Here is a 23,946-nt window from a genome sequence, read left to right as displayed (position 1 = left end):
ATATAAAAGTCTAGCCGCATTACAATATCGTATGAGATTAAATTGGAGTGTAAATTATGTCAGTTAAATCAATTCCTGCGGAAGGTGAGCTGGTTATTCAAACAATTGCGATGCCGGGTGATACCAATGCCAATGGTGATATCTTCGGTGGCTGGGTCTTATCCCAAATGGATTTGGGTGGAGCTATTGTTGCCAAGTCTTTATCATCATCAGGGCGAGCGGCTACAGTTGCGATAGAGGGAATGTCATTTATCAATCCAGTAAAAATAGGTGATCTGGTTGCTTGTTATGCCAATATAATTAAGCGTGGGCGGACTTCAATCCAAGTCAGTTTACAAACTTGGACATATAACTATACTACTAGGGAATCAAAACTGGTTACTAAAGGAATCTTCACCTACGTAGCTATAGATAATAATGGAAAACCTATTCCACTGAAAATGGAAGAAAACTAATGCAAATTACCGAAATTTCTATTGCTAAATTACAAATTCCACTGATCCGCCCATTTATTACTGCCTTACGTAGGACGGAGCATGTGGAAGATATCGTGGTTATTCTAAAAACTGATACCGGACATATTGCTTATGGTTCGGCAGCTTCAACTCCAGTAATCACTGGGGATAGTCAGGAATCAATAATTGGCGGACTACAGTTACTAGCAAATAAATTTTTGGGTGCTAGTCTTGATAACTATGAAAATATTCTACGTGAGATAAATATCTCTCTTGTAAATAATAACTCTGCTAAAGCTGCCTTTGATATTGCGATTCATGATCTGGTGGCTAAAGGAATGGGGATACCTCTTTATAAATTCCTTGGTGGTGGCAAACCTGAAGTAAAAATTCTGACGACTATCAGTGTCAAGGATGTATCTGAAATGGTTGCTGATGCTAGACTATTTATTAGTCAGGGTTTTGAAACCCTCAAGATTAAAGTTGGTTTGAACCCAGATGAAGACATCATCCGCATTAAGTCAATTCGTGATGCTGTTGGGGATAGTATTAATATTGTTACCGATGCCAATCAGGGGTGGGATGCTAAATCTGCACTTAATATTATTGAACAGCTGGTGTCAGGTAAAGTCAATATTGCGATGGTCGAACAGCCAGTTAAAGCGTGGGATTATGCTAATTTAAAATATGTCCGAGATAATTCTAAATTACCAATTTATGCTGATGAGTCGGTATTTGGTATTCGTGATGCATTAAAAATTATCAGTGAAAACATAGCTGATGGTATCAATATCAAATTAATGAAATCAGCTGGAATTTATGCTGCGCGTGGGATTTATGATCTTGCTACTAGCCACAATATTCCGTGTATGGCAGGTTGTATGCTTGAGTCGCCAATTGGACTAGCAGCCATGGCAAGTTTTATTGTTAGTCGCGCGAATATCCACTTTGTTGATCTTGATCCAATTACAATGATTAAAACTAATCCAGTTATTGGTGGGGTTATACTTAATGGAGCAACTCTGAGTCTTTCAGAGAGTCCTGGTCTTGGAATAGAACATATTGATGGGCTTCAAACCGTGGCTACAAGAGCGTTATAGATTAGATATAAATTTACTACTTGGGGGTAAAATGGATTGGCACTTTTATTTACAGTTAGCAAGTCTTTCTGTGATTGTTATCTATGCAATTTTAGTATTTAGGAATGTTGAACCACTAGTTGCAACCGCAATTTGCGTTGGAATCGGTTTCATTTTTAACTGGTCATCACCACTTGAAATTGGTAAGGTAATGGAAAGTGCACTGGGGTCATTTCTGGCACTGGTTGGTTTTATAATTATGCTTGGACGTGGTCTTGGTGAGGTACTTAATGAAACTAAAGTTAGCCATACTATGGTGCATAAAATTGTTTATGGCATTGGGGTAAATACCCAGACTAGGGTAAAAATTGGTGTGGTTTTATCTTCGGTAGTTATCGTTGCTGTATTAGGAACTCTGGCCGGTGGATTAGCAATACTAGCGCCAATTTTACGCCCAATAGCGGCAAGTGTCGGATTGTCTCGTCCAAGTCTGGCAGTATTGATGCAGGCAGCTGGTGAGGAAGCTTTAATTCTAGGTCCATTTGCACCACCCGTGGTTGCCTTACTTGGTATTACTAGTATCAGTTATGGTGTAATGCTTACTCATGCGGCGATTCCGATTGCCTTAGTTACGCTTATTACTACTTGGGTTATGGCTGGGAAATTACAAACTCAATATAGTCATGAAGTTTTTTATCACGACCCGAATGAAGAACGTTTTACCCCAACAAAACGTCAAAATCTTGCAACAATAATTTTTATTTTGGCTTTTATTGCTTGTGTGGTTTATGGTTTGACTTTTAAGGCAAAAACTTCTTTTGTAATATTTGTTATGCTATTTTTGGCTCTGATTACTGGTCTATCAGGTGGAGTAAAATTAAGTAGAATTTTTGAATTATTGGTTGATGGGATGAAAAAGAATTTTCATTTGTTTTTCATCTTCGTCTTATTAGGTCCAATGCTAGATCTAGTACAAAATGCTGGTGGGTTTAAAGCTTTAACTGAATTATTTATTCCTCTTGAGAAGTTTGGTGGTAAATCCATGCTTTCAATATTAATTGGGGTAACTGGAGCTTTTGGAATGCCAGCTGCTTCAGCTGCAGTGATCAAGATGTTGCATGAAATGTTTTCACCAGCTGCAATTGAAATGCAGTTAACAGCGACTACTTTTGCATTTAGCATGCTTTTGGCAACTAGAATTACTAATTTTGCTTATCCGGGTGCAAATATGTTTGCAGCAATGGGATTTGCTGAGAGTGAAAATATCAAAGCTATGATAAAAAATGGTTTGACAGTTACCATGGTACAGGTGGTTTTCCTGATTCTTTATAGTATCATTTTATAGCAGTTTGATCAATTTAAATTTTATATAATTAACTTATTGGAGTAGTTATGCGTGTGGTTATTTGGGGGCAATTATCACAAACCGAGAGAAAATTGGTGTTGGCACGTAGCCAGGCGAGTGATGATGAAGCCTTAATTCGTCAGGTTAAAGAAATCATTGCCAATGTACGGCAGAATGGTGATAAGGCTTTATTGGAATATGCAGCCAAATTTGATGGTGCCAAGCTTGATTGCTTATTGGTAAGTGAAGATGAGTATAAGGCAATCGAGAGCCTAAGCAATGATGAGAAACAGGCGATTTTAACTGCGATTGATAATATTCGTCATTATCATAATATAAGTTGTCCGAAATCATTTGAATTTGAACGGAATGGTGCTAAACTGGGTAAATTATATCGACCAATAGAGAAAGTTGGATTATACATTCCGGGTGGGACTGCGCCGCTTGTTTCTACGTTATTGATGCTGGCAATCCCAGCTACTATTGCTGGCTGTGAGACTAAGGTTTTGGTAACGCCACCGGGTAAAAATGGATTAGTTAATCCGGCGATTTTGTTTGCTGCTAAGGCTTGTGGCATTGATGCAATTTATAAAGCTGGTGGAGCACAGGCGGTAGCCGCTTTAGCTTTTGGTACTGAATCAATCCCCAAAGTTTATAAGATATTTGGTCCGGGCAATAAATACGTAACCGAAGCTAAGATACAAGTATCGCAAACGCATAATGGTGCTGCACTTGATATGCCAGCAGGTCCATCCGAAGTTTTAGTGATTGCCGATGATAAAGCTAATCCTGTATTTGTCGCAAGCGATTTACTGGCACAAGCTGAACACGATGTTGCTGCCCAAGTAATATTGCTTACTACTTCGACTGAATTAGCCAATAAGGTACACCAGGAAGTAGAACGGCAAACTGCTTATTTATCCCGGAAAGAGATAATCAAACAGTCATTGGCTAAAAGTGCCGTGATAATTGCCAAAGATTTAGCTGAAGCCTTTGTGATTTCTAACCAGTATGCGCCAGAGCATTTGATTTTACAGATAGCTAATGCTGAAGATTATCTACCACAAGTTATTAATGCTGGCTCAGTATTCGTTGGTGAATGGACGCCTGAATCAGTCGGTGATTATGCTAGCGGTACTAATCATGTATTGCCGACTTATGGCTATGCGCAGATGTATAGCGGACTTGATGTAATTGCATTTATGAAAGCGATTTCGTTTCAGAATTTATCCGCTTCCGGGATTAAGACCTTGGGTCCGGTAGTAGAAACGCTGGCTGATTTGGAAGGCTTAGATGCGCATAAAAATGCAGTAACAGTTAGATTACAGCATCTTAATTCGTAAAATAAACTGATTTTTATGATGGCTTATAACTAGCACCTTATATAAAAGGGGATTTTAATGCAAAAATTACAATTTAAGATAGAAATTAATGCTCCGGTTGCAAGAGTTTATAATCTGATGCTAGGGCTTGACAATAAACAAAGCTACGAAGAATGGACGGCAGCATTTAATCCAACCTCGACCTACGAAGGAAGCTGGTTAAAAGGCAGTAAAATCCTTTTTATTGGCACGGCGAAAGATGGAAAACGTGGAGGCATGATTGCTGAAATTGCCGAGAATATTCCCAATCAGTTTGTTTCTATTCATCATCGCGGTATTCTTGATGGTGATCAGGAAATTACTGAGGGTGAAGCAGTTGAACTCTGGGCTTCTGGTTTTGAAAATTATACCTTTGAAGAGCTTGATAGTATTAGCCTTCTAACGATTGATGTTGATATCCCAGAAGAGTATCTTGATTATATGAATGGTGTGTGGCCAAAAGCGTTGGCACGTCTAAAAGAGCTTGCTGAAAATATGAGTTAATCTGACTAAATTGTTTATTTATTAAACAAAAAATAGTAATATTATGTTACCAAAATTTATGTTAGACAAAATTTTTCATAAAGAAATCCCTAATGAAGACACTTAAATTTCAAAAATTTAGATATTTTATTACAGAAAACCATACTCTACTTAATGAAAACCAATCAAAAGATGAGTTTCTGTCAAAAATTTTCAAAGCAAGATATAAATTTGAGTACTATGGTAACAGTTATGAATATACATTTAGATATTTTAGTGACTCCTTAAACGTTGTATTGGGGACTATTGGGCGTTATTCTGAACACCCATATTATGATGATACATTAGCTAGAAATACTAATAATGAATATGAGTTTGCATTTGTAATCATAAATTTAAACCATAGTGTTGAAGTTGATAAAAATGCTCAAAATATATATTTACAGTGTAATAAAGGTTTATCAACTAATGTATATTCTCTGTTAAAGGCACTAGCTGGAAAAATAAATAACAATGAAGATCATAAGATATTTATTAATCCAGAAAATTTAGCAAAGGATCATTTTTGGGATGCTATTGAAGGTCATCTTGTTACAAAATTAATAATAACGTATGCACCAAAAAATTTATTTAGCCATAAAGCTCTGACTGACCTATCTAAGGAACTTGCTGAAAATATGAATGCTCAAGAAACCAAGATTGTTATTGAAAATTCCTCAGCAAGCTCAACTGGTTTAGAACTGAATAATAAAAATAGTCATAAATTTATGGAGGAAGTTCTAGATGATACTTCAAAAGGTGCTGCTAGTTTAAAAGTCTACTCTAAACGATCTACTTGTTATAACTCGGAATCAAATAATGAGATAATTGAAAGGTCTGTAGAAATATTTTCAGATAATTTAACTAATGAAAGTACAATCGTCAATATAGTAACAGAGTTATTTAGTAGGGATTAGTGTATGTATAAAATCATTAGCTTTACAAGTGCTTTATTGCTGCCGATAATTGTATCTGTATTGACATTTAGAAATGTTAACTTAATAAATAGTACTAATAAATTTTTAATAGAAAATACAATAACAATTATAGGTATTATTCTGAGCGTTAATTGTGCTACAGCACTTGGTGTGTTTAATATGTTCTTAGATAGAGCAGAAAAGAATAAAATTTATATAAAATATCTCATTCCGATAAAGATGCAAATTAAACATAACCTGACCTTATTAGTGGTGTTGTTCTTCCTTACTATTTTGCTAATTATGCTTGAGAAATCTGGTATTGAAAATCAATATTTTGTAATGTGTGTAAATGCTATTTTAATTTTTAATTTAATTTTGTCTGGATTTGCATTGTGGGAAATAGTTTGTTTTTATGGTTTTGGAATTCCGCCAAATATTGCTGATAAGTAATTTAGCTATAGCAATTGTGCGTCGTCGTTTTCATGAGTCGGCGGATAATCTGGTATTAGTTAAAGATTATTTAGATGAGATTTATCTATTGGATAATAGTGATGCTAATTTTTCATTACAAACCTCGATAATCGCGGGTAATAAAACTAACTCTTTGAATTGCACTCAAGAATGGGCTAGGCAATTAATTAGGCGGCTATAAATAATAAAGACAGTGGGCTAATAAAACATTCTTATTAAGTCACTGCAAGTATATCAAGAAAAATTTTAATAGGTGAAATATGAGTAATAAAATGGAATGGTTAAATGGTATCGTTCGTCCGGAGATTCTTAAACTTGCAGCATATAGCTCTGCTCGTTCAGAGATGGGTGATCTATCCGGAATGATACAGATGGATGCGAATGAGAACCCTTATATTCCATATCCACAAAGTATTGAGGTGAGTAAGGCAAATCGTTACCCCGATCCGCAACCAATAGCTTTATTGGCAAGGTTGGCTGCTATTTATGGGGTGAAAAACGATCAAATTCTGGTTGCACGCGGCATGGATGAGATTATTGATCTAATTATCCGTGTATTTTGTATTGCGTATAAAGACAAAATTTTGATTACTCCACCAACCTATGGAATGTATCAAGTTGCGGCGGATACTGCTGGTGTTGAGGTTGTAAAAGTGGCATTATCGGAAGAAGATGGTTTTGAATTTCCACATGCTAAAATTATTGCAACGGCTAAAGCAGAAAAAGTTAAGATAGTTTTTTTATGTACGCCAAATAATCCGACTGGAAACATAATTTCTCTGGATAAAATTGAAGCTATTGCCAAATCATTACCACAAGCAATTATTGCTGTTGATGAGGCCTATATTGAATTTGCTGATACAGAGTCAGCCGCTTCTTTATTAAAAGATTATCCAAACCTTGTTACAATGAAAACCCTTTCCAAAGCCTATGGTTTTGCAGGTGTTCGAATTGGTAGCCTTTTGGCTCATCCTGATATTATTACTGTGTCACGTAAGGTCTTAGCTCCATATCCACTACCAGAGCCTTGTGTTAGATTAGCCCATCAGTTATTATCACCTTTAGGGTTGCAGCTGGTACACAGCCGGACTGAAATTCTTAAAGCAGAGCGGGAACGAATGCTGGAAGTGCTACGGCAGTTGCCAGGAATAGAAGAAGTATATCCTAGTAAGGCTAACTTTATTCTTTTTAAAGTTGAAAATGGAGGCAAAATATATAAAGATGTCCTTGCTAAAGGTATAGTAATTAGGAATCGTGCTAAGGATGTTGCCAATACTTTACGTATCAGTATAGGTACTCCAGAAGAAAATAACCTTGTATTAGCGGCATTAGGTGCAAAACTTGATAATCTAGCTAAGGTTGAACGCACAGCTACAGTTATTAGAAATACTAATGAAACCAGAATAACTGTAGAGGTTAATTTGGATCAAACCAGTCCAATACAAATTCATACCGGGGTAGGCTTTTTTGATCATATGCTGGAGCAATTGGCTAAACATGGCGGATTTAGCCTGAAGCTTGTTGCTGAGGGTGATACACATATTGATTATCATCATACGGTTGAAGATGTTGCGATTGCATTGGGTAATGCCTTACGTCAGGCGTTGGGTGATAAACGTGGAATCAACCGTTATGGTTTTGTCCTGCCGATGGATGAATCCTGTGCCTTTGCTACTATTGATCTTAGTGGTCGTGGAGTTCTTGTTTATGAAGCAGAATATCAGACTCCATTGATCGGTAATTTTCCGGTAGAAATGGTTGAGCACTTTTTCTTGAGTTTGTCAGATCAGCTACAGGCAGCGATTCACCTAAAAGTTAGCGGAGAGAATGCCCATCATATGGTAGAAGGTTTATTTAAGGCTTGTGCTAAAGCGCTAAATCAGGCAATTAAACAAACTGGTGATAGTTTACCTTCGACCAAAGGATTACTCTAAAAAAAGATTTTATGGTTTAGGAAAAAATACGTCCGACAAATAACCCCGCTGCTTAGTAGCGGGGTTATTGTTTTTTATAGATGAATAATATTTTATGAGGCAGGACCTGGTATTATAACTTGGACTAACTCAGGATTGCTTGTATCAACAACAATTCCTCCATTGCCAGGTAGAGTACCGGCTGCCTTATCTTTGAGATAAACCTTGAACTCTTGATTATCAACTTTTATTTCAATTGGACTTTTAACCTCATTAAAGTTACCAGTATTATTTGTAATTACATTGCTATTATATTTGAGCTCTTTTGTTACGCCAGTAGTTGTTTGTCCAAGAATAAAATGTAGTTTATATAAATTATGATCATCATTATCAAAATTACTTGGGTCAGGCGCAGCCGAAGATCCAGGGAAATCTATGGTAGCTTCATTTTTATCCTTAGCTTTCTTGACAATAATTCCTGCAAACTCGAATGAGCTAGGAGTTACAAGTGATGGGTTAAAGTATAAATTAAGCTCTTTATCATTATATTTAACTTTAAATGGAACGCTGACATCTGTCAGTACATCACCGTTTTTAAGTGTTCTACCACTTGCCATATCAATTAAGTTAGTTCCAGAGCCAACATTAACTGTAACTTTATAATGATTCGGGTCTACAAATGGATTCGGTATATGTGTTCCAGCTAAACTACCAAGTGTGATTTTGACTGTCCCTGGGTTTACACCATTTGGATCGTGCATAGTTCCATCTTGTCCTAAAGCATCATCATAAGCAAAAGTATAGATAGGTACGCCAAAAGAGTGTAGGGCTTTAGAGTATAAATCATACCATGGTCCAGTTTGTCCGGCATTAAGTAATGGATTATCAATATAAAAATCACTATGATGCGTTACAAAATAATTTTTATTTAAAATAGTTCCTTCTGGCACAGGTAATAATCCAGCATCAAATGCACTGGTAATCTCGCGCTCAATTATTGAGTCTGGTGTATATGCACCGCCAGCACTTCCATCTGCATTTATTATGCCTGCTCCACCAAAGTAGACCCGTGAACCGCGATCACCTGGCTTATTAATTACTACTTGATTACCGTGACCGTTACTAAAGATAAATTCATTTTGTGCATTTACATGTCCCTTAAATATATAACTATCCAAATGAGTTTTTCCATTAATTTCCGTGCAGTCAATGGTTAATTCATGACCTGGCAGGCTATAATATGCCCATAATGAATCTATATAACTAAAACCATACGTACTAGGGTTTGAGAGATAGTTTTTATCAAAATTAAATGATTTCTCTTCTTCTTGAGTTCCAGAGACCATCATTTTTGATGGAGACATGAATCTTAAGATACTTTGATTTCCTGAGAAATCAGCATAACGGAGAAATAATTTGCCCCACTCATGAGTTGGGGTTTTATCTTTGCTATTGACTAATTCCTGAAGCTGATTAAATACCTGTTCTCTTGGTTCTGATATCCCAACTCGTTTAAATTCAGATTGTGAGTCTGATTCTTCCATTAAAAGTGGCATAGAAAAATAATCTACTGCGGTTGGGTTATCCCAAACACCATTATTATTGAAACTATATTCAATTTTATCAAAAATAGTATAGTAGCTTGGATTAGTTCGATCTGCTGGGTTAGGGTCAACTATACGAATATAACTGTCATGCCCATCTTTATCTTTTGATGTAACTAATGTAAAATCTAAAGGTCTGGCTACCGAAAAAAACATTCGCCCAGATGATACATGAGGAATATATACTAATATATTACCAGCACTATCATGATGAAGATCTTTTAATTTGACCCTAGCGTATTTCATAATGTCAGTGTCTTTGTTAACTTTGTTGCATTTACCAATGCCATTACTATCAAACTCCATTACGCAGTCTTCTACCTCTGAGTCTGGCGCATCACTTATAGGTATGCCTGCTTTAGCTAGAATATAGATATCTTGGTTTACTTTAGTATTATCAACAATTTCAACTGGTAAATACCCGGCTTTTGCATTTGGATCTATTGGGGATGATTTTAATGAGATTTTGCCTGTAGTAGCTGGTGATTTAGCACTGCTATTTGCCAGTGTTGATGAAGCTGTGCCAGACCCACCATTACATGCGGTTAGTAGAACACCAGCAGCCAATATTCCGAGCTTTTTCATAATACCCCTCTTGTGTGAGTTAATTAACAAGGTGGATTATACTAATTTCGATATATTTTGCACAGCTGCCAAAATGGCAGCTGTGCAAAATATATCGAAATTAGTATAATGTTTCAGGTAAAAGAAAAAGTGTTTTTTATAGTATCTTGAAAAATCTAGCTTGAAATCAAATTTTTTCTTAGAGACTGTTTGCTAAGTCTAATGTAAGCGAGAGATCATGATAAATGCGATAAAAAATTATGAAATTTGAGGCGAATAGTTATTCTTAACTGAGTACTTATAATTTTTTAACCATTTGGTTATATTTCGTAGCCCTTTAGGACTTAGCAAACAGGCTCTTAAGTTATTCTAGTATAAACGGATATTCTTAGATGAAAATTTGTTTCTATAGTTTTAACTACATGCATTTTATGATACAATAGAATTACTAACTGTTTTACAGGTTATTTTTAAGGGGTCAAGAATGAAAAGTGGTCTTAAAAAGAGTAAATTAATTACATTGCTATGTATTAGTGTATTTAGTCTTGCGGTTGCTGCATGTAATGGTGGCAGCACATCGTCAGCGGGTACACCAACTCCAGATGAGGATGATACAAAGCGGAGCGGTTATCTGGGATGGATTTTTGGTGGGGCCCACCTGCCATTGTGGGTTTATAAGGGATCAACTTTAGTTGCTTATATAGATAGTTCTAATCAGAATGCATGGTTAGGTGAATATAAAAATGCTACATCTGATGGAACATATGAATATTTATACCAAGATAGCAGTAGTAGTACTGGGTACACAGGTTGTAACGTTCAAGTAAAAAATGGGCGGTTTGTTACTACAAATACTGGTGCACAATGGTGTAAAGGAGTAGTTGCATCATTTGATTCAATTAATGGTCAAACTGGTAATGAAAATACAATCCAATTTGCAAACGCTTCGTCAGATTTATTTCCAATGATGCCACCAGTTACAGCGTCATTAACCGCTCCAACGTATGCCTCAAGAACGCTGACAATTAATAATAATACTCAAACAAATTTAACTTTGTATTTTACGGCGAGCTGTAGTACTAATGGTAGCGCAACAACCCAACCTTTAAATGCAGAGAGTACATATGAGTGGATGGTACCATCTCAAGGAGTGATTAGCTGCAATATAACTGTGCAAGCATTACAGCCACCAGCAGGGGCATACTCCTATAACACCTTGTTTGAAATTACAGCCCCTGGTATTAATGAATTAAATGTCTTTACTAATGTTGATGTTTCAATGGTTAATGGTTTTAATATGAGCTATAGTTTGTATCCTAAATTACCTACTGATACATTTTCCGCGCAGTTAGGATATTTTCAACGTGATACGTCGCCCAATAAACCAACCCCGCAATCAATATTTCTATTTAACAAGGAAAATCCTGCATCACGGTTTAAGCCTACTGGACTACAAACTATATGCGATAGCATAAATACTGCCATGCCACCATCAGTTTTTAGTGCTACTACTATAACTACAACTTCAGGTGGTTTTGAAGTATGGCAAAATCTTGAATCACAAACTTTTGTTGGTTGCTACAGCCCATTAACTATTACGGCAAATTTCTTAAGTCCAGCAAATCAAAATGTAAAAGATGAGTATAATTGTGCTGGAGCCTATAACACTTATCAAACGTGTACAGTTGCTGAAAGCAGTCCGTATGTTCAACTTATTCATAGTGACCCAAATACAAAAAATGCATATGCTTATCCATACGATGATTCATATGCTGATTTTTCTATTGATAGACACACCAGTCTAGTGTGGGATATTGATGACTTTGCTAATTAATAACAGTAAGCTGAACTAAATATCTTAGGATTGAGCAATAAAATGCCAGTATTATTAAATACTGGCATTTTATTTAAACCCACGGGTTTTTATTTCAAATTTTTTAAAAAAATATGACTCCCGTCATTTTTGGACGGTTAGCAAATGATTTATTAGTTGATAGAATATCGTTAGTAAATAGCTAAACCCAATTTTAATTTTAACGGAGAGTCATCATGAAAAAATTAATTACTACTTTAGGAATGTTAGTTAGTGCAAATGCTTTTGCTTATACTGCTACTATTGCTAACCAAAGTAATCTTGATCTAGTTGTAAAAACAAATGGTACGACAGTTTGTACGGTTGCCGCTATGAATAAAGTTGACTGTAATAATCTGGATGCTTATACTAACTATGAAATTAATTATAAACTAAATGCTACAGCAGAACAGCGCTTAGCTTCAATGAAAAAAGATAGCTATCAAGTTTTACAAGCAACTGCGAGCACTTCTAGCTCAGCATTAGCAAACTATAAAGTTCAGTATACGGCTTATATTGGCTCAACTGCTAATTATTCTGGGTCATTTGATAATTTTCTGAATTCTCAAAACCAGGTTGTAGCAGGTGGCTTCTGCCGTGCAGATGGTGGCGCAGGAATTACCTGTCAACTTTCAAGCTACGATAATTTAACAAAGGTAGATATTGTTGCTGTAAGTGACTTTAAGCCCGCACCAGCTCCAGCACCAACGCCAACACCGGTTAAGACTACTTCAGGAATGTATATTGCTGATTATGGTAACTGGGTAAGTGGAACTCTTTACACTACATTTTGGAGTAACGATGTTAATGCTCAAGTTTACCCAGAAGTAACCGATAATGGACAAACCTATGTAGCTTGTTATGGAATTGATTCTAGCATAAAAGACCAGTCACCATCTCAAGTATATCAAAAACAGAATTGGGGACCATGGATTCCATTTAATAATGGACAGGCACAAAATGTGTGTGATGCACCTGCTCTTAAGTCTAGGGCTGTAGCTGGAACAGCTATGAAATTCTGGTAGACTGGAATAGTGATTAAGAAAGAGATAAAAAGCTGCCATCTTGATCTGCTCCCTATAAAGTAGACAAGTATAAAGAAAGCCCTTTATACTTAACTACTCGTAGGGAGTTTTTTTATGTACACACAAAATAAACATCGCAAAACATATACCCGAGAATTTAAATTGCTTATTGTTAATAAGTATCTAAATGAGGGTAAAACAGGTCCCCAACTTTCTGTAGAATATGAATTAGAGATAAGCATAATAAAAGATTGGATAAGGAAGTTTCGACTTTATGGTGCTTCAGGTTTAGAAGATGGTCGTGGCAAGCATAACAACCATAGCTCTCACGGCCGACCAAAGAAAGAAAGATTTAATTCAGAAGTTGAGGCGTTGCGTCATGAAAATATGAGGCTAAAAGGAGAGCTATTTCTACTAAAAAAGTTGAAGGAGCTAAGAGACAAACAGGAAAAATAAAATCTCTGTCTTTTAGTGTTATTGAGAGCTATATTTCTACATCTGGTTTGTCTATTATATCTGCTTGCAAATTTTTTGGTGTATCCCGGAGCGGATATTACAAATATTTATTAGCCAACCGTAATAAAGCTGTGTTAACAGAAACTATGGTAATGGATAGTATCAAAGCTATCTACATTAAAAGTAAAGGTCGCTATGGTTACCGTAGAATACGTGATACTTTAACATCAAAGCAAGGTATGGTAATAAGTTATAAGAAGGTTTTACGCTTAATGCGCAAACTTGGCCTAAAGTCTAGGATTAGAAAGAAGCGTAATTTTTTTGGAAATGAAAATTTACTGGCAGCTAATATTCTAAACCGGAAGTTTCAAAGCAATTTACCTAATAGAAAATTAGTTACTGATATTACTTATTTAAAGGTTAGAGGAGTAAATTATTATCTCTCCGTAATTTATGATTTATTTAACAATGAAGTAAAATCATATGAGCTAAGTAAATACAATGATAATCCGCTAGTAATAGAGACTATCAAACGAGCATTCCCAAGTATGAGTAATGATCAGCTTATTCTACATAGTGATCAAGGTTCACAGTACACATCTATTGCCTACACATCTTTATTAAAATCACTAGGTATAACAAAGAGCATGTCCAGGAGAGGTAATTGTTTGGATAATGCATGTATTGAGAGTTTCTTTGGACATTTGAAAAGTGAGAGTATTTATTTAGAGCAAATAAGTACTTACGAAGAATTAAAATTATTAATTGATGAGTATATCTATTTTTATAATAATGATAGAATACAGCGCAAATTAAGAAAAATGGCTCCGATTGAATATCGAAACCATTTTGAATCTACCAGAGGCTTTTTATAATCTGTCCACTATTTGGGGAGCAGATCAATCTGGCAGCTTTTTATATTGTGGCTTCTTGGGTATTAGCTGTAACTAAGGCTTCACCGATAGTCACTTGCTCAGATTGTATGCTTTTTATTTGATTATGTTTTATATAGCTTATTTGTTTTAATCCATTAAAGATGCCATTATGTGACTCTGATACCTGATTTTTGCACGCAACTAGACAGGCTATAGTTAAGATTGTAATTATGAATTTTTTCATGACCTTTTCCCTTGATTTACATTTTTTGATAGCGGTATTTTATTCTTTCTTCTTTAAAATGGAAATAGTGTTTTTGCGCGGGTGATAAGCGTTTTTAGAATAGAGTAAAAGTACTATTTTAAAAAAAACTACTTTCGGTGAAAATATCGTCAGCAAAAAACAAAAATCTTTAAAGGGAAGAAATTATGAAAAAACTTTTAATCGCACTTACTTTAGTTACTGGTGTAAATTTTAACGCATTTGCTGATAATGATGACGTCACGCCAATTCCTCCGGCTCCTCCTGCACAGTTTGCTACTGATGTTGCTAGTTGTGAAGCTGTTGGCGCACATTTGCTAGTTGGAACGGTAGAGGCTACCCCAGCATATGTAGGGAGCAAAACCATTCAGCCACTAGTAGTTGATGGCAAGGCACAAAATCAAGGGATTTTACTTTCGCATACGCATATCTTGGTACAGCCACTTAATGATAGCAATCCGGCAGATGCTTATGAAATTGCTGCTGATAATGTTTTTGCCGCTGGTTATGATCAGGCTCAACCAAATAAGGCTGTTCCTGCACCATTATCTAGCTTACAGGTAGGGCAGGTTATTGAAGCTTGTGGTTTGACTTATTCTCAAACACCGTTTAAAGGTGGCTCAGTTTTTCAGGCGAATAATGGAATTCACTGGGTTCATTCGAATGATCAGCCAATTTCTCCAGGGCACACCACCAATGGCTGGCTTAAAGAAGTTGACTCTAGTGGTAATGTTGGAACTAATCTTGAAGGGGCATCAGAGTACTTTTGCTTATGGCATAGTCCGACTACAGACTGCAATCTGCCTGCTGATGCACCGCTTGTGCCATATACGCCACATGGTATATCAATCGCCCAATCTGCACTTCTTCCTTGGTAAATAATAAATCAGGTACACATTATCGTACCTGATTTTTCTATTGGCTCAACTTAGCAAATCTCTTAAAAAATTCCTTTTAAGCACTATCCTATTTCATCTATTTTACTGGTAATTGATTTATATTAATCATGCGTGGGCTAGTTTACGATTAATTTGGGGAATGTCATCAAATTATATTATAATAACGGACTGTCTTAATAAAAAAATTGTTATAAGGTCTAATTATGTCTTTAATTCCTAGCGCTTTTGCTGATGGTGCTGCGACTGCAGCTACTGGCGGAACAAATAGTTTGTTGTCATTTTTACCGATGGTGGTTATTTTTGTTTTGTTCTGGTTTTTGTTAATCAGACCACAACAACGAAAAATGAAGCTTCATAATCAAATGATTTCTGCTCTTGAAAAAGGCAATAAAGTTCTTACTACTGGTGGGATTGTTGGCAAAATAGTAAAAATTGATGAACAGTTTATGGATCTAGAGATTGCTGATAATGTAGTTATTACCATTCAGCGCAGTGCAATTGCTGGTAAATTTGATGCAAATAATCAAGTTGCTGCAGTAGCAAGCAAATAATTATGATTGATGCTAGCCCGATTTAGTGGTGCTAGCATCTTTTTATTTCTGGCTTTTAAATAGCTTTTTTATGCTGAAATAAATTTGCTAGTTTTCTGGTTTTCGGGAAACTATTAAATTTTTTTATATTATATGGGTGAATAAATGACTAAATTTCCGGTCTGGAAATATCTGATTATTATTGTCGCAATAATAGTTGGCTTATTATATACTCTGCCAAATTTTTATGGTGAAGTACCAGCAGTACAAATCTCAAGTAGCCGAAGCTCAGTTCAGATCGGTGATGATTTAATCAAAAAAACTACAGATGCATTGTTGGCTCAAAGTGTTCAACCGCAAGGTGAAGTTTTTGATGGTAAAACATTAAAATTCAAGTTTAAAACAACCGATGATCAATTAAAAGCTCGCGATATTATTGCTCAGACTTTGGGTGATAATTTTATTGTTGCGCTAAATTTGATTTCTGCCTCTCCAGACTGGATGAGTAAAATGAATGCGAATCCAATGTTCTTGGGCTTGGATTTACGTGGCGGGGTTCATTTCTTACTAGAAGTGGATATGGATGCAGCTATCAAGAAAACTCTTGATAAATATGTCGGTGAAATTCGCCGTGATTTACGTAATAACCAAATACGCTATGGTTCAGTTGCTGTTGATAATGGTTCATCGGTATTAATTCAATTACGTGATGAAGCAACAGCAGCATCAGTTATTGATCAATTACGCAAAGATTTACCTAAATTACAGGCGGTTAAAGATGGTGATACTAATGTCCGTGTGGTCGTTTCACCAGATGAAGTGCAAAAAATCAAAGAAGCAGCTGTTAAACAAAATATCCTGATTTTACATAATCGGGTAAACGAATTGGGTGTTGCTGAGCCAATTATCCAGCAGCAAGGACCTGAGCGGATTGTAGTTGAATTGCCGGGTGTACAAGATACAGCCCGGGCTAAAGATATTCTTGGGCGTACTGCAACACTTGAAGTACGCATGGTTGATGATGATAAACCTACGTTAACTCAGGCTTTAAATGGCAATGTGCCAGTTGGTGAGGAATTACTTGATGAGCCAAATAGTGATGGTAGCATGACTAAATTGCTCGTGAAAAAAGATGTAGAATTGACGGGTGATAATATTAATGATGCGCAGGCTGGTTTTGACGAAAATGGTTCGCCAGCAGTAAATATTAGCCTTGATGGAACTGGTTCTTCGATATTCAAACAAGTTACTGGAGATAATGTCGGTAAACGGATGGCGATGGTACTGGTTGATCATGGTAAAAGTCAGGTTGTAACGGCACCAGTAATTCGTACTCAGATCGGTGGTGGTCAGGTACAAATATCTGGCGCTATGAGTGTTCAGGATGCGAATGATGTAGCTCTTTTATTACGCTCAGGATCACTAGCAGCACCAATGAATATTATTGAGGAACGTACTGTTGGACCTTCACTAGGACAGGAAAATATTGATAAAGGTTTCCATTCAGTATTGTGGGGATTTGTAGCCATTGCCATATTTATGTGTGTTTATTATATGGTTTTTGGTGCGGTTTCCGTAGTTTCCCTTGGTGTGAATTTATTATTGCTGATTGCTGTTTTGTCTATGCTACAGGCTACATTAACTTTGCCAGGTATTGCAGCAATAGCCCTGACTCTAGGTATGGCTATTGACTCAAATGTACTTATCAATGAGCGGATTCGTGAAGAGTTACGGAATGGGCAGAAACCACATGCTGCGATTGAAGCTGGTTATGAACATGCTTGGGCAACAATTCTTGACTCAAACGTAACCACCTTAATTGCTGGATTGGCATTGTTGGCTTTTGGTTCAGGTCCTGTCAAAGGTTTTGCAGTTGTACACTGTCTTGGTATTTTGACTTCTATGTTTAGTGCCGTTTTGGTATCTCGTGGTATAACTGGTCTTTTATATGCGAATAAGCGTATAAAAAAACTACCGATTTAATTAAGGTCTAATAATGGAATTTTTCAAGATAAAAAAAGATATCCCGTTTATGAGTTACGGGAAACTTACAACTAGTATTTCACTACTTACTTTTATTCTAGCGCTATTTTTCTTGTTTACTCGCGGGCTAAATCTGTCGGTAGAATTTACTGGTGGAACATTGATGGAAGTTCAGTATTCTCAGGCTGCGAATTTGGATGCTATCAGGAATAAGCTAAATGGTATGGGGCTTGATCAAGCTACAGTACAAAATTATGGTAGCTCAAAAAATGTAATGCTACGGTTACCAAATAAAAAAGATATCAATGGTGCGTCTCTTTCAAATAATGTGCTGGCAGCACTTAAATTGGAGGCTCCTGATGTTCAATTAAAAAGCGTTGAGTATATCGGTCCACAAGTAGGTAAGGATCTAGTTAATAATGGCTTGATGGCAATAGCTTTTGTTTGTATTGGGATTATGGCATATTTGGCATTGCGCTTTGAGTGGCGTTTTGCGGTATCGGCAATTATTGCTAATATGCATGATGTGGTGATAATCCTTGGTTGTTTTGCGGCTTTTCAGTGGGAATTTTCACTAACCGTACTGGCTGCGATTCTGGCGGTTCTTGGTTATTCGGTGAATGAATCCGTGGTTGTATTTGACCGGATCCGTGAAAATTTCCGAACTATTCGTGGTGGGACTGTTTCACATATCATTAACAATGCGATTACAGCAACGATAAGCCGGACTATCATTACTCATGGTTGTACCGAAATGATGGTATTATCAATGTTATTTTTTGGTGGTGCAAGTCTACATTATTTTGCACTAGCATTAACTATCGGGATTTTATTTGGTATTTACTCTTCTGTTTTGGTTGCTTCACCGCTAGTTATGTGGCTTGGAGTTTCGCGAGAAAACTTGGTAAAACAAACTAAACGTAAAGAAGAGGCTGTAGTTTAAGCTTTAATTTTGCTTAAAGTAAATAGCTATAATTTCTATTGGAGTTTCTAGGTTAAAGTGATATTATCGTGCCTTAATTTATATTTGAATATGTGAGGCACAATGAAAAAAATATTATTATCTTTAGCTTTATTAAGTACACTAAATTTTGTATTTGCAAATGTTAGTAGTAGTGCAACTTCAATTAATCAAGCAACTAGTAAGGCACCAATTGGAGTTTCTCCGGTAACAAGTTTTTTTGCTGTTGATGGCAAAATTGGCTTTACTTCGGCTCGTGGTGGTGTTTTTTATTATAATTTTGCAGATAGAAAAGCTACCCAAATAGGGGATTTTCTTCCAGATAATGAGTATATCTGGGAAGCAATAGAATTAAACCATAATTTATACGTAGCTGCCAGAAATGGTGTTTATACTTGTAATTTGAGCGATTGTAAATTTACTAAAATATTTAATAATCTTTCAGGTCATGATATTTGGGATATTGCTAATAATAATAGTTTATTTGCTCTTGATGATACTGATCATTTGGTTTATCAGTTAGATAACACAAAAGTTACTGCCTTGCCAAAAATTCAGAATGGTGATATTCCAAAGAAACTATTTGTAAGTTCTAGTGGTGTATATATTGGTTCAGAAAGTGGTAATCTTTATAAATATAATACCAGTAAGCAAAGTTGGCATAAAATAGCACAAGTTGGTAGCTTAATTTGGACGATTGCTGAAGTTAAGAATCAGTTAGTATTAGGAACCCAATCTGGCGATGTTTTGGTTTTTAATGGTAAATCATTAAAATCATTGAATCTAAAAAGTACTCAAAATAAAGCCGTTGGCTATGTCGCTGCAGATAAAAAATTTATATTTGCCAGTAATGACCTTGGCGAATTATTTCAGTATGATGGTTCACACTGGAGCAAAATTAATGCTCAGTTGGATAATAATATAGTTTCTGGCTCTTTGTTTGTGAATGGTAATTATTTATATTCTGGAATAAAAGATAATAAACTAATTCGCTATGACTATGTAAATAAAACTGTCGTAGTCAGCCACTAAAGCTGATTAAATTAAAGAAGTGGGCGTTATTTACGCCCTTTTTGTTTTTATAAGGGAAATAAAGATGGAATTAATCAATGTTGTTTTGCACCTCGATAAATATATCGGTGTAGTCCTTGCCAATTATCATGATTATTTTTATCTTCTGTTTTTCCTTGTCGTTTATGCTGAAACTGGACTAGTAGTTACGCCTTTTTTACCTGGTGATTCATTACTTTTTGTTGCTGGCGCTTTTGCTGGTGCAGGACAATTACATATCGGTTTACTTGCGCTTATTCTTATTTTAGCAGCTTTCCTTGGTGATAATACCAATTTCTTTGTTGGGAAATTTATCGGGCAGAAATTATTTTCCAATCCAAATTCAAAAATATTTAGAAAAGATATTTTGGATAAAACCCATGAATTTTATGAAAAACATGGTTCAAAAGCTATAATTATTGCTAGATTTATTCCTTTGGTACGGACTTTTGCACCATTTGTTGCTGGGGTTGGACAAATGACTTATCGTAAATTTCTTTTATTTAGTATCATTGCTTCATTATTATGGGTGGTTATTTTCCTATTTGGTGGTTATATGTTTGGGAATATTCCAGTAATTAAAGAACATATGTCATTGATTATTCTTGCAGTAATGGTGATCTCGGTACTACCAGCATTAAAAATGATTTGGGACACTAAATTTAAGAAGTAGAAGAAGATTAACAGGTAATAGTTGCAATGGAGAAAAATGTGAAGCTTAGCCGGATTCATCGTCTTAGTGATAATCTCGTTAATCGGATTTGTGCTGGCGAGGTTGTTGAGCGTCCAGCTTCAGCGTTGAAAGAAATTCTAGAAAATAGTGTTGATGCGGGTGCGACATCAATTACCATTGAATTGGCTGAAGGTGGCAGTAAACTCATCAAAGTTAGTGATAATGGTAGTGGAATTATCAAAGATGATCTACCGCTGGCTCTTGAGCGTCATGCAACTAGTAAGATTGATAATGAAGATGATTTATACGCGATTAGAACACTTGGTTTTAGGGGCGAAGGCTTGGCATCGATTGCTTCGGTATCTTGGTTTAGTTTGGCAAGTAAAGTCGCTGGTGAGAGTATCGGTTATCAGCTTAGTAGTCATTTTGGTGAAGTTCGCGAGATTACACCAGTTGGGATTAATTCTGGAACGGTAGTTGAAGTCAAAGACATCTATCATAATATTCCTGCCCGGAAAAAATTTATGAAGAGTGAAACTACCGAGTATCAGCATTGTAGGACTGTATTTGAACGAATTGCTGTTTCATACCCACAAATTGCAATGAAGATTAGCCATAATGCTAAGGAGATCTATAATCTTACTGATGGTGACTTATTAACTAGAATAAGTAGCTTATTTGGCAATCAATATAAAGAGCGATATTTTGCAATTACTGAATTTGCTAGCGAAGAATTAACTCTTAGTGGCTATGTTTATCATCCTGCCTATCTTGAAAATAATAAAAATGTTCAGCTATTTTTTGTAAATGGGCGTTATGTTCGCGACAAAGTCATTCAAAATGCGATCAAACAGGGCTTTTCTGGAGTATTACACCATGAACATAATCCGAATTATGTATTATTCTTGACGATAAATCCTGCTGATATCGATGTTAATGTTCATCCTAGTAAGAGTGAGGTCAGATTTAAAGATTCAGGTGCAATTCACAGTTTTATTAGCCGATCGCTAAAAAAATCACTAGCTGTACCATTAGGGAATAATACTGCTATTTCCGAATCTGCGAATAATAGCTTTAAGGATGGTGGGGCAATCTGGCAGCAATCAGAATTTAACCAGCCGCTAAGTCAAAATAATACTGCTTCATTCCCCTCTTCTGTAAATAATTCTTATACTAAAGATTATCAAAGTTATTCGCCGCGTACGAATAATAATCAATACAATTCACCTCAAAATATTAATCATAATTTGGTACGTGAGTGGTTAGGGGATAGCTTGCCTAATCAAAGCCAGTTCTCGCAACAAAGGTATAAAGAAGGAAGTCTTTTTGAAGAGAATAATGCAGATGAAGGTGATCAGACTTTTCCACCTTTGGGACATGCGCTTGCCCAATTAAAAGGTATCTATATTCTTTCTCAGACCAAAGATGGGATGATTGTCGTTGATATGCATGCGGCACATGAGCGCGTGATTCTTGAACGCTTAAAGCAACAACTTGGCGATAACTCGATTTCGGCACAACAGCTATTGATGCCAATAGCTTTGAGTGTTGATCCAGTGCAGATTGAGGCGTTCGAACGGCATAAAACTGAATTACAGATGCTTGGCTTTGAGATCGATGTAATCGGTGAAGGGCAATTAGCTATTCGTGCAATTCCGATGCTTCTTGATGATGGTCAAACTGAGCAACTGGTTTTGGATGTCCTTAATGATTTCATTAATTATGGTAAATCTAATGCGATCATTGAGCATCAGGAAGAACTTCTTTCAACGATGGCATGTCATTGTGCTGTGCGCGCTAACCATCAGCTGACCAACGCTGAAATGAATGCCTTACTTCGTGAAATGGAGCGCACAGAGCGTTCAGCTTATTGTAATCATGGACGACCAACCTGGTTTAAGTTGACTATGAATGAACTCGATGGCATGTTCATGAGGGGGAAGTAATGCTATTATTTCTTGTGATAATGAAATTCAGGTGTGTTAAAGTTTTAGTTTAAATTAAATAAACTGACTATTAACTTTATTTAGTCGTGGAATGAAATTGCTGCTATGGATTCTTAGATAGTCTATCATTTTATTACTTAGAAATCCAGAAATAATACTTGTTTCATAATCACGTTCAGCATTTGGCAAATCAGTAATTTTATTCATAAAGCTTTTTCTTGAGTGTCCAATCAGGATGGGTAGTTGGGCTTTATGAAATTTTTCAGCATGATTTAGTAAATACCATGACTGAGTAGCAACTTTATTAAAGCCAATTCCGATATCTAAAATAATCTTGTCTTTACTAAAGCCGAAATTTAATAGCTGGCTTTTTTTTGTTTCTGCCCAATCAAGTATTATTTCTAATGGATTTTTTTCTAGTGGGATATTAATCTCACGATTAGCTGGGATGGTAAGACTATGCATGCAAAGATAAGTTTTATTCTTCTCAATTATCTGTTGCAGAGTTTTATCAGGTAATTCACCACTTTGATCATTAATAATATCAATTAAATCGATAAACCTTTCGATTGTCTCAGGCTTATAACTATCAAGACTTAGCTTTAGCTTATATTTATTACATAGCTCACGGATCGGGATTATGATTTTCTCTAGTCTACGAATTTCTTCTTGGCTATCAATTTTTGCTGCATCAGGTCTGGTTGATTCCGCACCTAAATCAACAATACTAACCCCATTGTTGGCAGCAATTTCAATCTCAGCCAAGATTTTTTCATGATTATTATAGAGCTTGCCAGCCTCAGAAAATGAGTCTGGAGTATTATTGATAATTAGCATGTATTCGGTCAGCTTATGGTGTAGGCGAGTGATATCCTGATTAGCAAATGTCAGTTGCCAGCCATCAGCAATGGTTTTAGCGTTATGATCAAGTATTATCTGCTGGTGATCACCAGTTAACTCAAAAACCCCCCAATTCAGTAATAGTTCAAGTGGAGTTGCTGGGGTTGGATTGATCTCACAAGGGCTAAGTTCAGGACATTCAGCAGCTAGACTCGCATTATTAGTTGCAATAAGAATATATATCTTATCTTCTAGCTGAAATAATGACGAATTTGTATATTTATCATATATTGGTCTTAGCCAATTGCGTAGGCTCGCGCGATTATCTGCACTTAGATAATAGAAAATGGTTTCCATAGA

At 36.0% G+C, this 23,946-nt stretch carries 23 protein-coding genes; 20 read left to right on the top strand and 3 right to left on the bottom strand.

Annotated elements, in window-relative coordinates; all coding sequences use genetic code 11:
* Window positions 1-56 precede the first annotated feature (56 nt).
* The 9 genes from CUN60_RS09615 to hisC all read left to right on the top strand — a co-directional run bounded on the left by CUN60_RS09615 (window position 57) and on the right by hisC (window position 8,087).
* On the top strand, window positions 57-455 hold the full coding sequence (locus CUN60_RS09615; protein WP_102951833.1) for an acyl-CoA thioesterase: 399 nt from the start codon (window positions 57-59) through the stop codon (window positions 453-455).
* On the top strand, window positions 455-1,555 hold the full coding sequence (locus CUN60_RS09610; RefSeq protein ID WP_102951832.1) for a dipeptide epimerase: 1,101 nt from the start codon (window positions 455-457) through the stop codon (window positions 1,553-1,555). Before CUN60_RS09615 ends, CUN60_RS09610 begins: the two co-directional genes overlap by 1 nt.
* A gap of 31 nt (window positions 1,556-1,586) precedes the next feature.
* On the top strand, window positions 1,587-2,879 hold the full coding sequence (locus CUN60_RS09605) for a GntT/GntP/DsdX family permease (protein WP_102951831.1): 1,293 nt from the start codon (window positions 1,587-1,589) through the stop codon (window positions 2,877-2,879).
* Window positions 2,880-2,926: 47 nt separating this feature from the next.
* A complete protein-coding gene (gene hisD / locus CUN60_RS09600) occupies window positions 2,927-4,222 on the top strand; it encodes a histidinol dehydrogenase (protein WP_102951830.1) in 1,296 nt (431 codons plus the stop codon).
* A gap of 57 nt (window positions 4,223-4,279) precedes the next feature.
* Entirely contained in the window at window positions 4,280-4,744 is a 465-nt protein-coding gene (locus CUN60_RS09595; protein WP_102951829.1) for an SRPBCC family protein, read from the top strand.
* A 92-nt stretch (window positions 4,745-4,836) separates the two neighbouring features.
* Window positions 4,837-5,679 (top strand): hypothetical protein, encoded by an 843-nt coding sequence (locus CUN60_RS09590; protein WP_102951828.1) that lies wholly within the window; start codon window positions 4,837-4,839, stop codon window positions 5,677-5,679.
* Window positions 5,680-5,682: 3 nt separating this feature from the next.
* Window positions 5,683-6,132 (top strand): hypothetical protein, encoded by a 450-nt coding sequence (locus CUN60_RS09585; RefSeq protein WP_102951827.1) that lies wholly within the window; start codon window positions 5,683-5,685, stop codon window positions 6,130-6,132.
* A 16-nt stretch (window positions 6,133-6,148) separates the two neighbouring features.
* A complete protein-coding gene (locus tag CUN60_RS09580) occupies window positions 6,149-6,334 on the top strand; it encodes a hypothetical protein (protein WP_158649373.1) in 186 nt (61 codons plus the stop codon).
* Between the two features lie 79 nt (window positions 6,335-6,413).
* A complete protein-coding gene (hisC, locus tag CUN60_RS09575; protein WP_102951825.1) occupies window positions 6,414-8,087 on the top strand; it encodes a histidinol-phosphate transaminase in 1,674 nt (557 codons plus the stop codon).
* 92 nt (window positions 8,088-8,179) lie between these two features.
* Here the strand turns inward: hisC and CUN60_RS09570 are convergent, their stop codons facing one another.
* Window positions 8,180-10,255 (bottom strand): beta-1,3-glucanase family protein, encoded by a 2,076-nt coding sequence (locus tag CUN60_RS09570; RefSeq protein ID WP_102951824.1) that lies wholly within the window; start codon window positions 10,253-10,255, stop codon window positions 8,180-8,182.
* Between the two features lie 463 nt (window positions 10,256-10,718).
* Here CUN60_RS09570 and CUN60_RS09565 point away from each other — a divergent pair, with 463 nt between their 5' ends.
* The 4 genes from CUN60_RS09565 to CUN60_RS09550 all read left to right on the top strand — a co-directional run bounded on the left by CUN60_RS09565 (window position 10,719) and on the right by CUN60_RS09550 (window position 14,442).
* Window positions 10,719-12,068 carry a glycoside hydrolase 64/thaumatin family protein gene (locus tag CUN60_RS09565; protein WP_102951823.1) on the top strand — a complete coding sequence of 450 codons (1,350 nt, stop codon included), beginning with the start codon at window positions 10,719-10,721 and terminating at the stop codon, window positions 12,066-12,068.
* Window positions 12,069-12,283: 215 nt separating this feature from the next.
* Window positions 12,284-13,111, top strand: coding sequence for a hypothetical protein (locus tag CUN60_RS09560; protein WP_102951822.1), 828 nt, complete (start codon window positions 12,284-12,286; stop codon window positions 13,109-13,111).
* Window positions 13,112-13,225: 114 nt separating this feature from the next.
* Window positions 13,226-13,567 carry a helix-turn-helix domain-containing protein gene (locus CUN60_RS09555; RefSeq protein WP_102950727.1) on the top strand — a complete coding sequence of 114 codons (342 nt, stop codon included), beginning with the start codon at window positions 13,226-13,228 and terminating at the stop codon, window positions 13,565-13,567.
* A gap of 47 nt (window positions 13,568-13,614) precedes the next feature.
* Window positions 13,615-14,442, top strand: coding sequence for an IS3 family transposase (locus CUN60_RS09550; protein WP_245866341.1), 828 nt, complete (start codon window positions 13,615-13,617; stop codon window positions 14,440-14,442).
* A 40-nt stretch (window positions 14,443-14,482) separates the two neighbouring features.
* Here CUN60_RS09550 and CUN60_RS09545 read toward each other — a convergent pair whose 3' ends face one another.
* Window positions 14,483-14,686: a hypothetical protein gene (locus CUN60_RS09545; protein WP_102951821.1), complete on the bottom strand. Its 204-nt coding sequence runs from the start codon at window positions 14,684-14,686 to the stop codon at window positions 14,483-14,485.
* Window positions 14,687-14,871: 185 nt separating this feature from the next.
* On the opposite strand from CUN60_RS09545, the gene CUN60_RS09540 reads away from it, so the two are divergent.
* From CUN60_RS09540 to mutL, 7 genes are all read left to right on the top strand, one after another.
* Window positions 14,872-15,582 (top strand): hypothetical protein, encoded by a 711-nt coding sequence (locus CUN60_RS09540; protein ID WP_102951820.1) that lies wholly within the window; start codon window positions 14,872-14,874, stop codon window positions 15,580-15,582.
* Window positions 15,583-15,806: 224 nt separating this feature from the next.
* A complete protein-coding gene (yajC, locus tag CUN60_RS09535) occupies window positions 15,807-16,154 on the top strand; it encodes a preprotein translocase subunit YajC (RefSeq protein ID WP_102951819.1) in 348 nt (115 codons plus the stop codon).
* A gap of 144 nt (window positions 16,155-16,298) precedes the next feature.
* Window positions 16,299-18,116 (top strand): protein translocase subunit SecD, encoded by a 1,818-nt coding sequence (gene secD, locus CUN60_RS09530; protein WP_102951818.1) that lies wholly within the window; start codon window positions 16,299-16,301, stop codon window positions 18,114-18,116.
* 13 nt (window positions 18,117-18,129) lie between these two features.
* A complete protein-coding gene (gene secF / locus CUN60_RS09525; protein WP_102951817.1) occupies window positions 18,130-19,059 on the top strand; it encodes a protein translocase subunit SecF in 930 nt (309 codons plus the stop codon).
* A 102-nt stretch (window positions 19,060-19,161) separates the two neighbouring features.
* A complete protein-coding gene (locus tag CUN60_RS09520; protein ID WP_102951816.1) occupies window positions 19,162-20,109 on the top strand; it encodes a ligand-binding sensor domain-containing protein in 948 nt (315 codons plus the stop codon).
* 64 nt (window positions 20,110-20,173) lie between these two features.
* Entirely contained in the window at window positions 20,174-20,800 is a 627-nt protein-coding gene (locus tag CUN60_RS09515; protein WP_222593254.1) for a DedA family protein, read from the top strand.
* A gap of 26 nt (window positions 20,801-20,826) precedes the next feature.
* Complete coding sequence (mutL, locus tag CUN60_RS09510; protein WP_102951815.1) at window positions 20,827-22,746, top strand: DNA mismatch repair endonuclease MutL; 1,920 nt, start codon at window positions 20,827-20,829, stop codon at window positions 22,744-22,746.
* A gap of 54 nt (window positions 22,747-22,800) precedes the next feature.
* On the opposite strand, the gene folP is transcribed toward mutL, so the two are convergent.
* Window positions 22,801-23,943, bottom strand: coding sequence for a dihydropteroate synthase (gene folP, locus CUN60_RS09505; protein WP_102951814.1), 1,143 nt, complete (start codon window positions 23,941-23,943; stop codon window positions 22,801-22,803).
* Window positions 23,944-23,946: the final 3 nt, after the last annotated feature.

This window comes from Aquella oligotrophica (assembly GCF_002892535.1).
GTDB classification, from domain to species: Bacteria; Pseudomonadota; Gammaproteobacteria; order Burkholderiales; family UBA11063; genus Aquella; species Aquella oligotrophica.
Note: the sequence above shows the minus strand (reverse complement) of the source record. Positions and strands in the feature narration are given on the sequence as shown.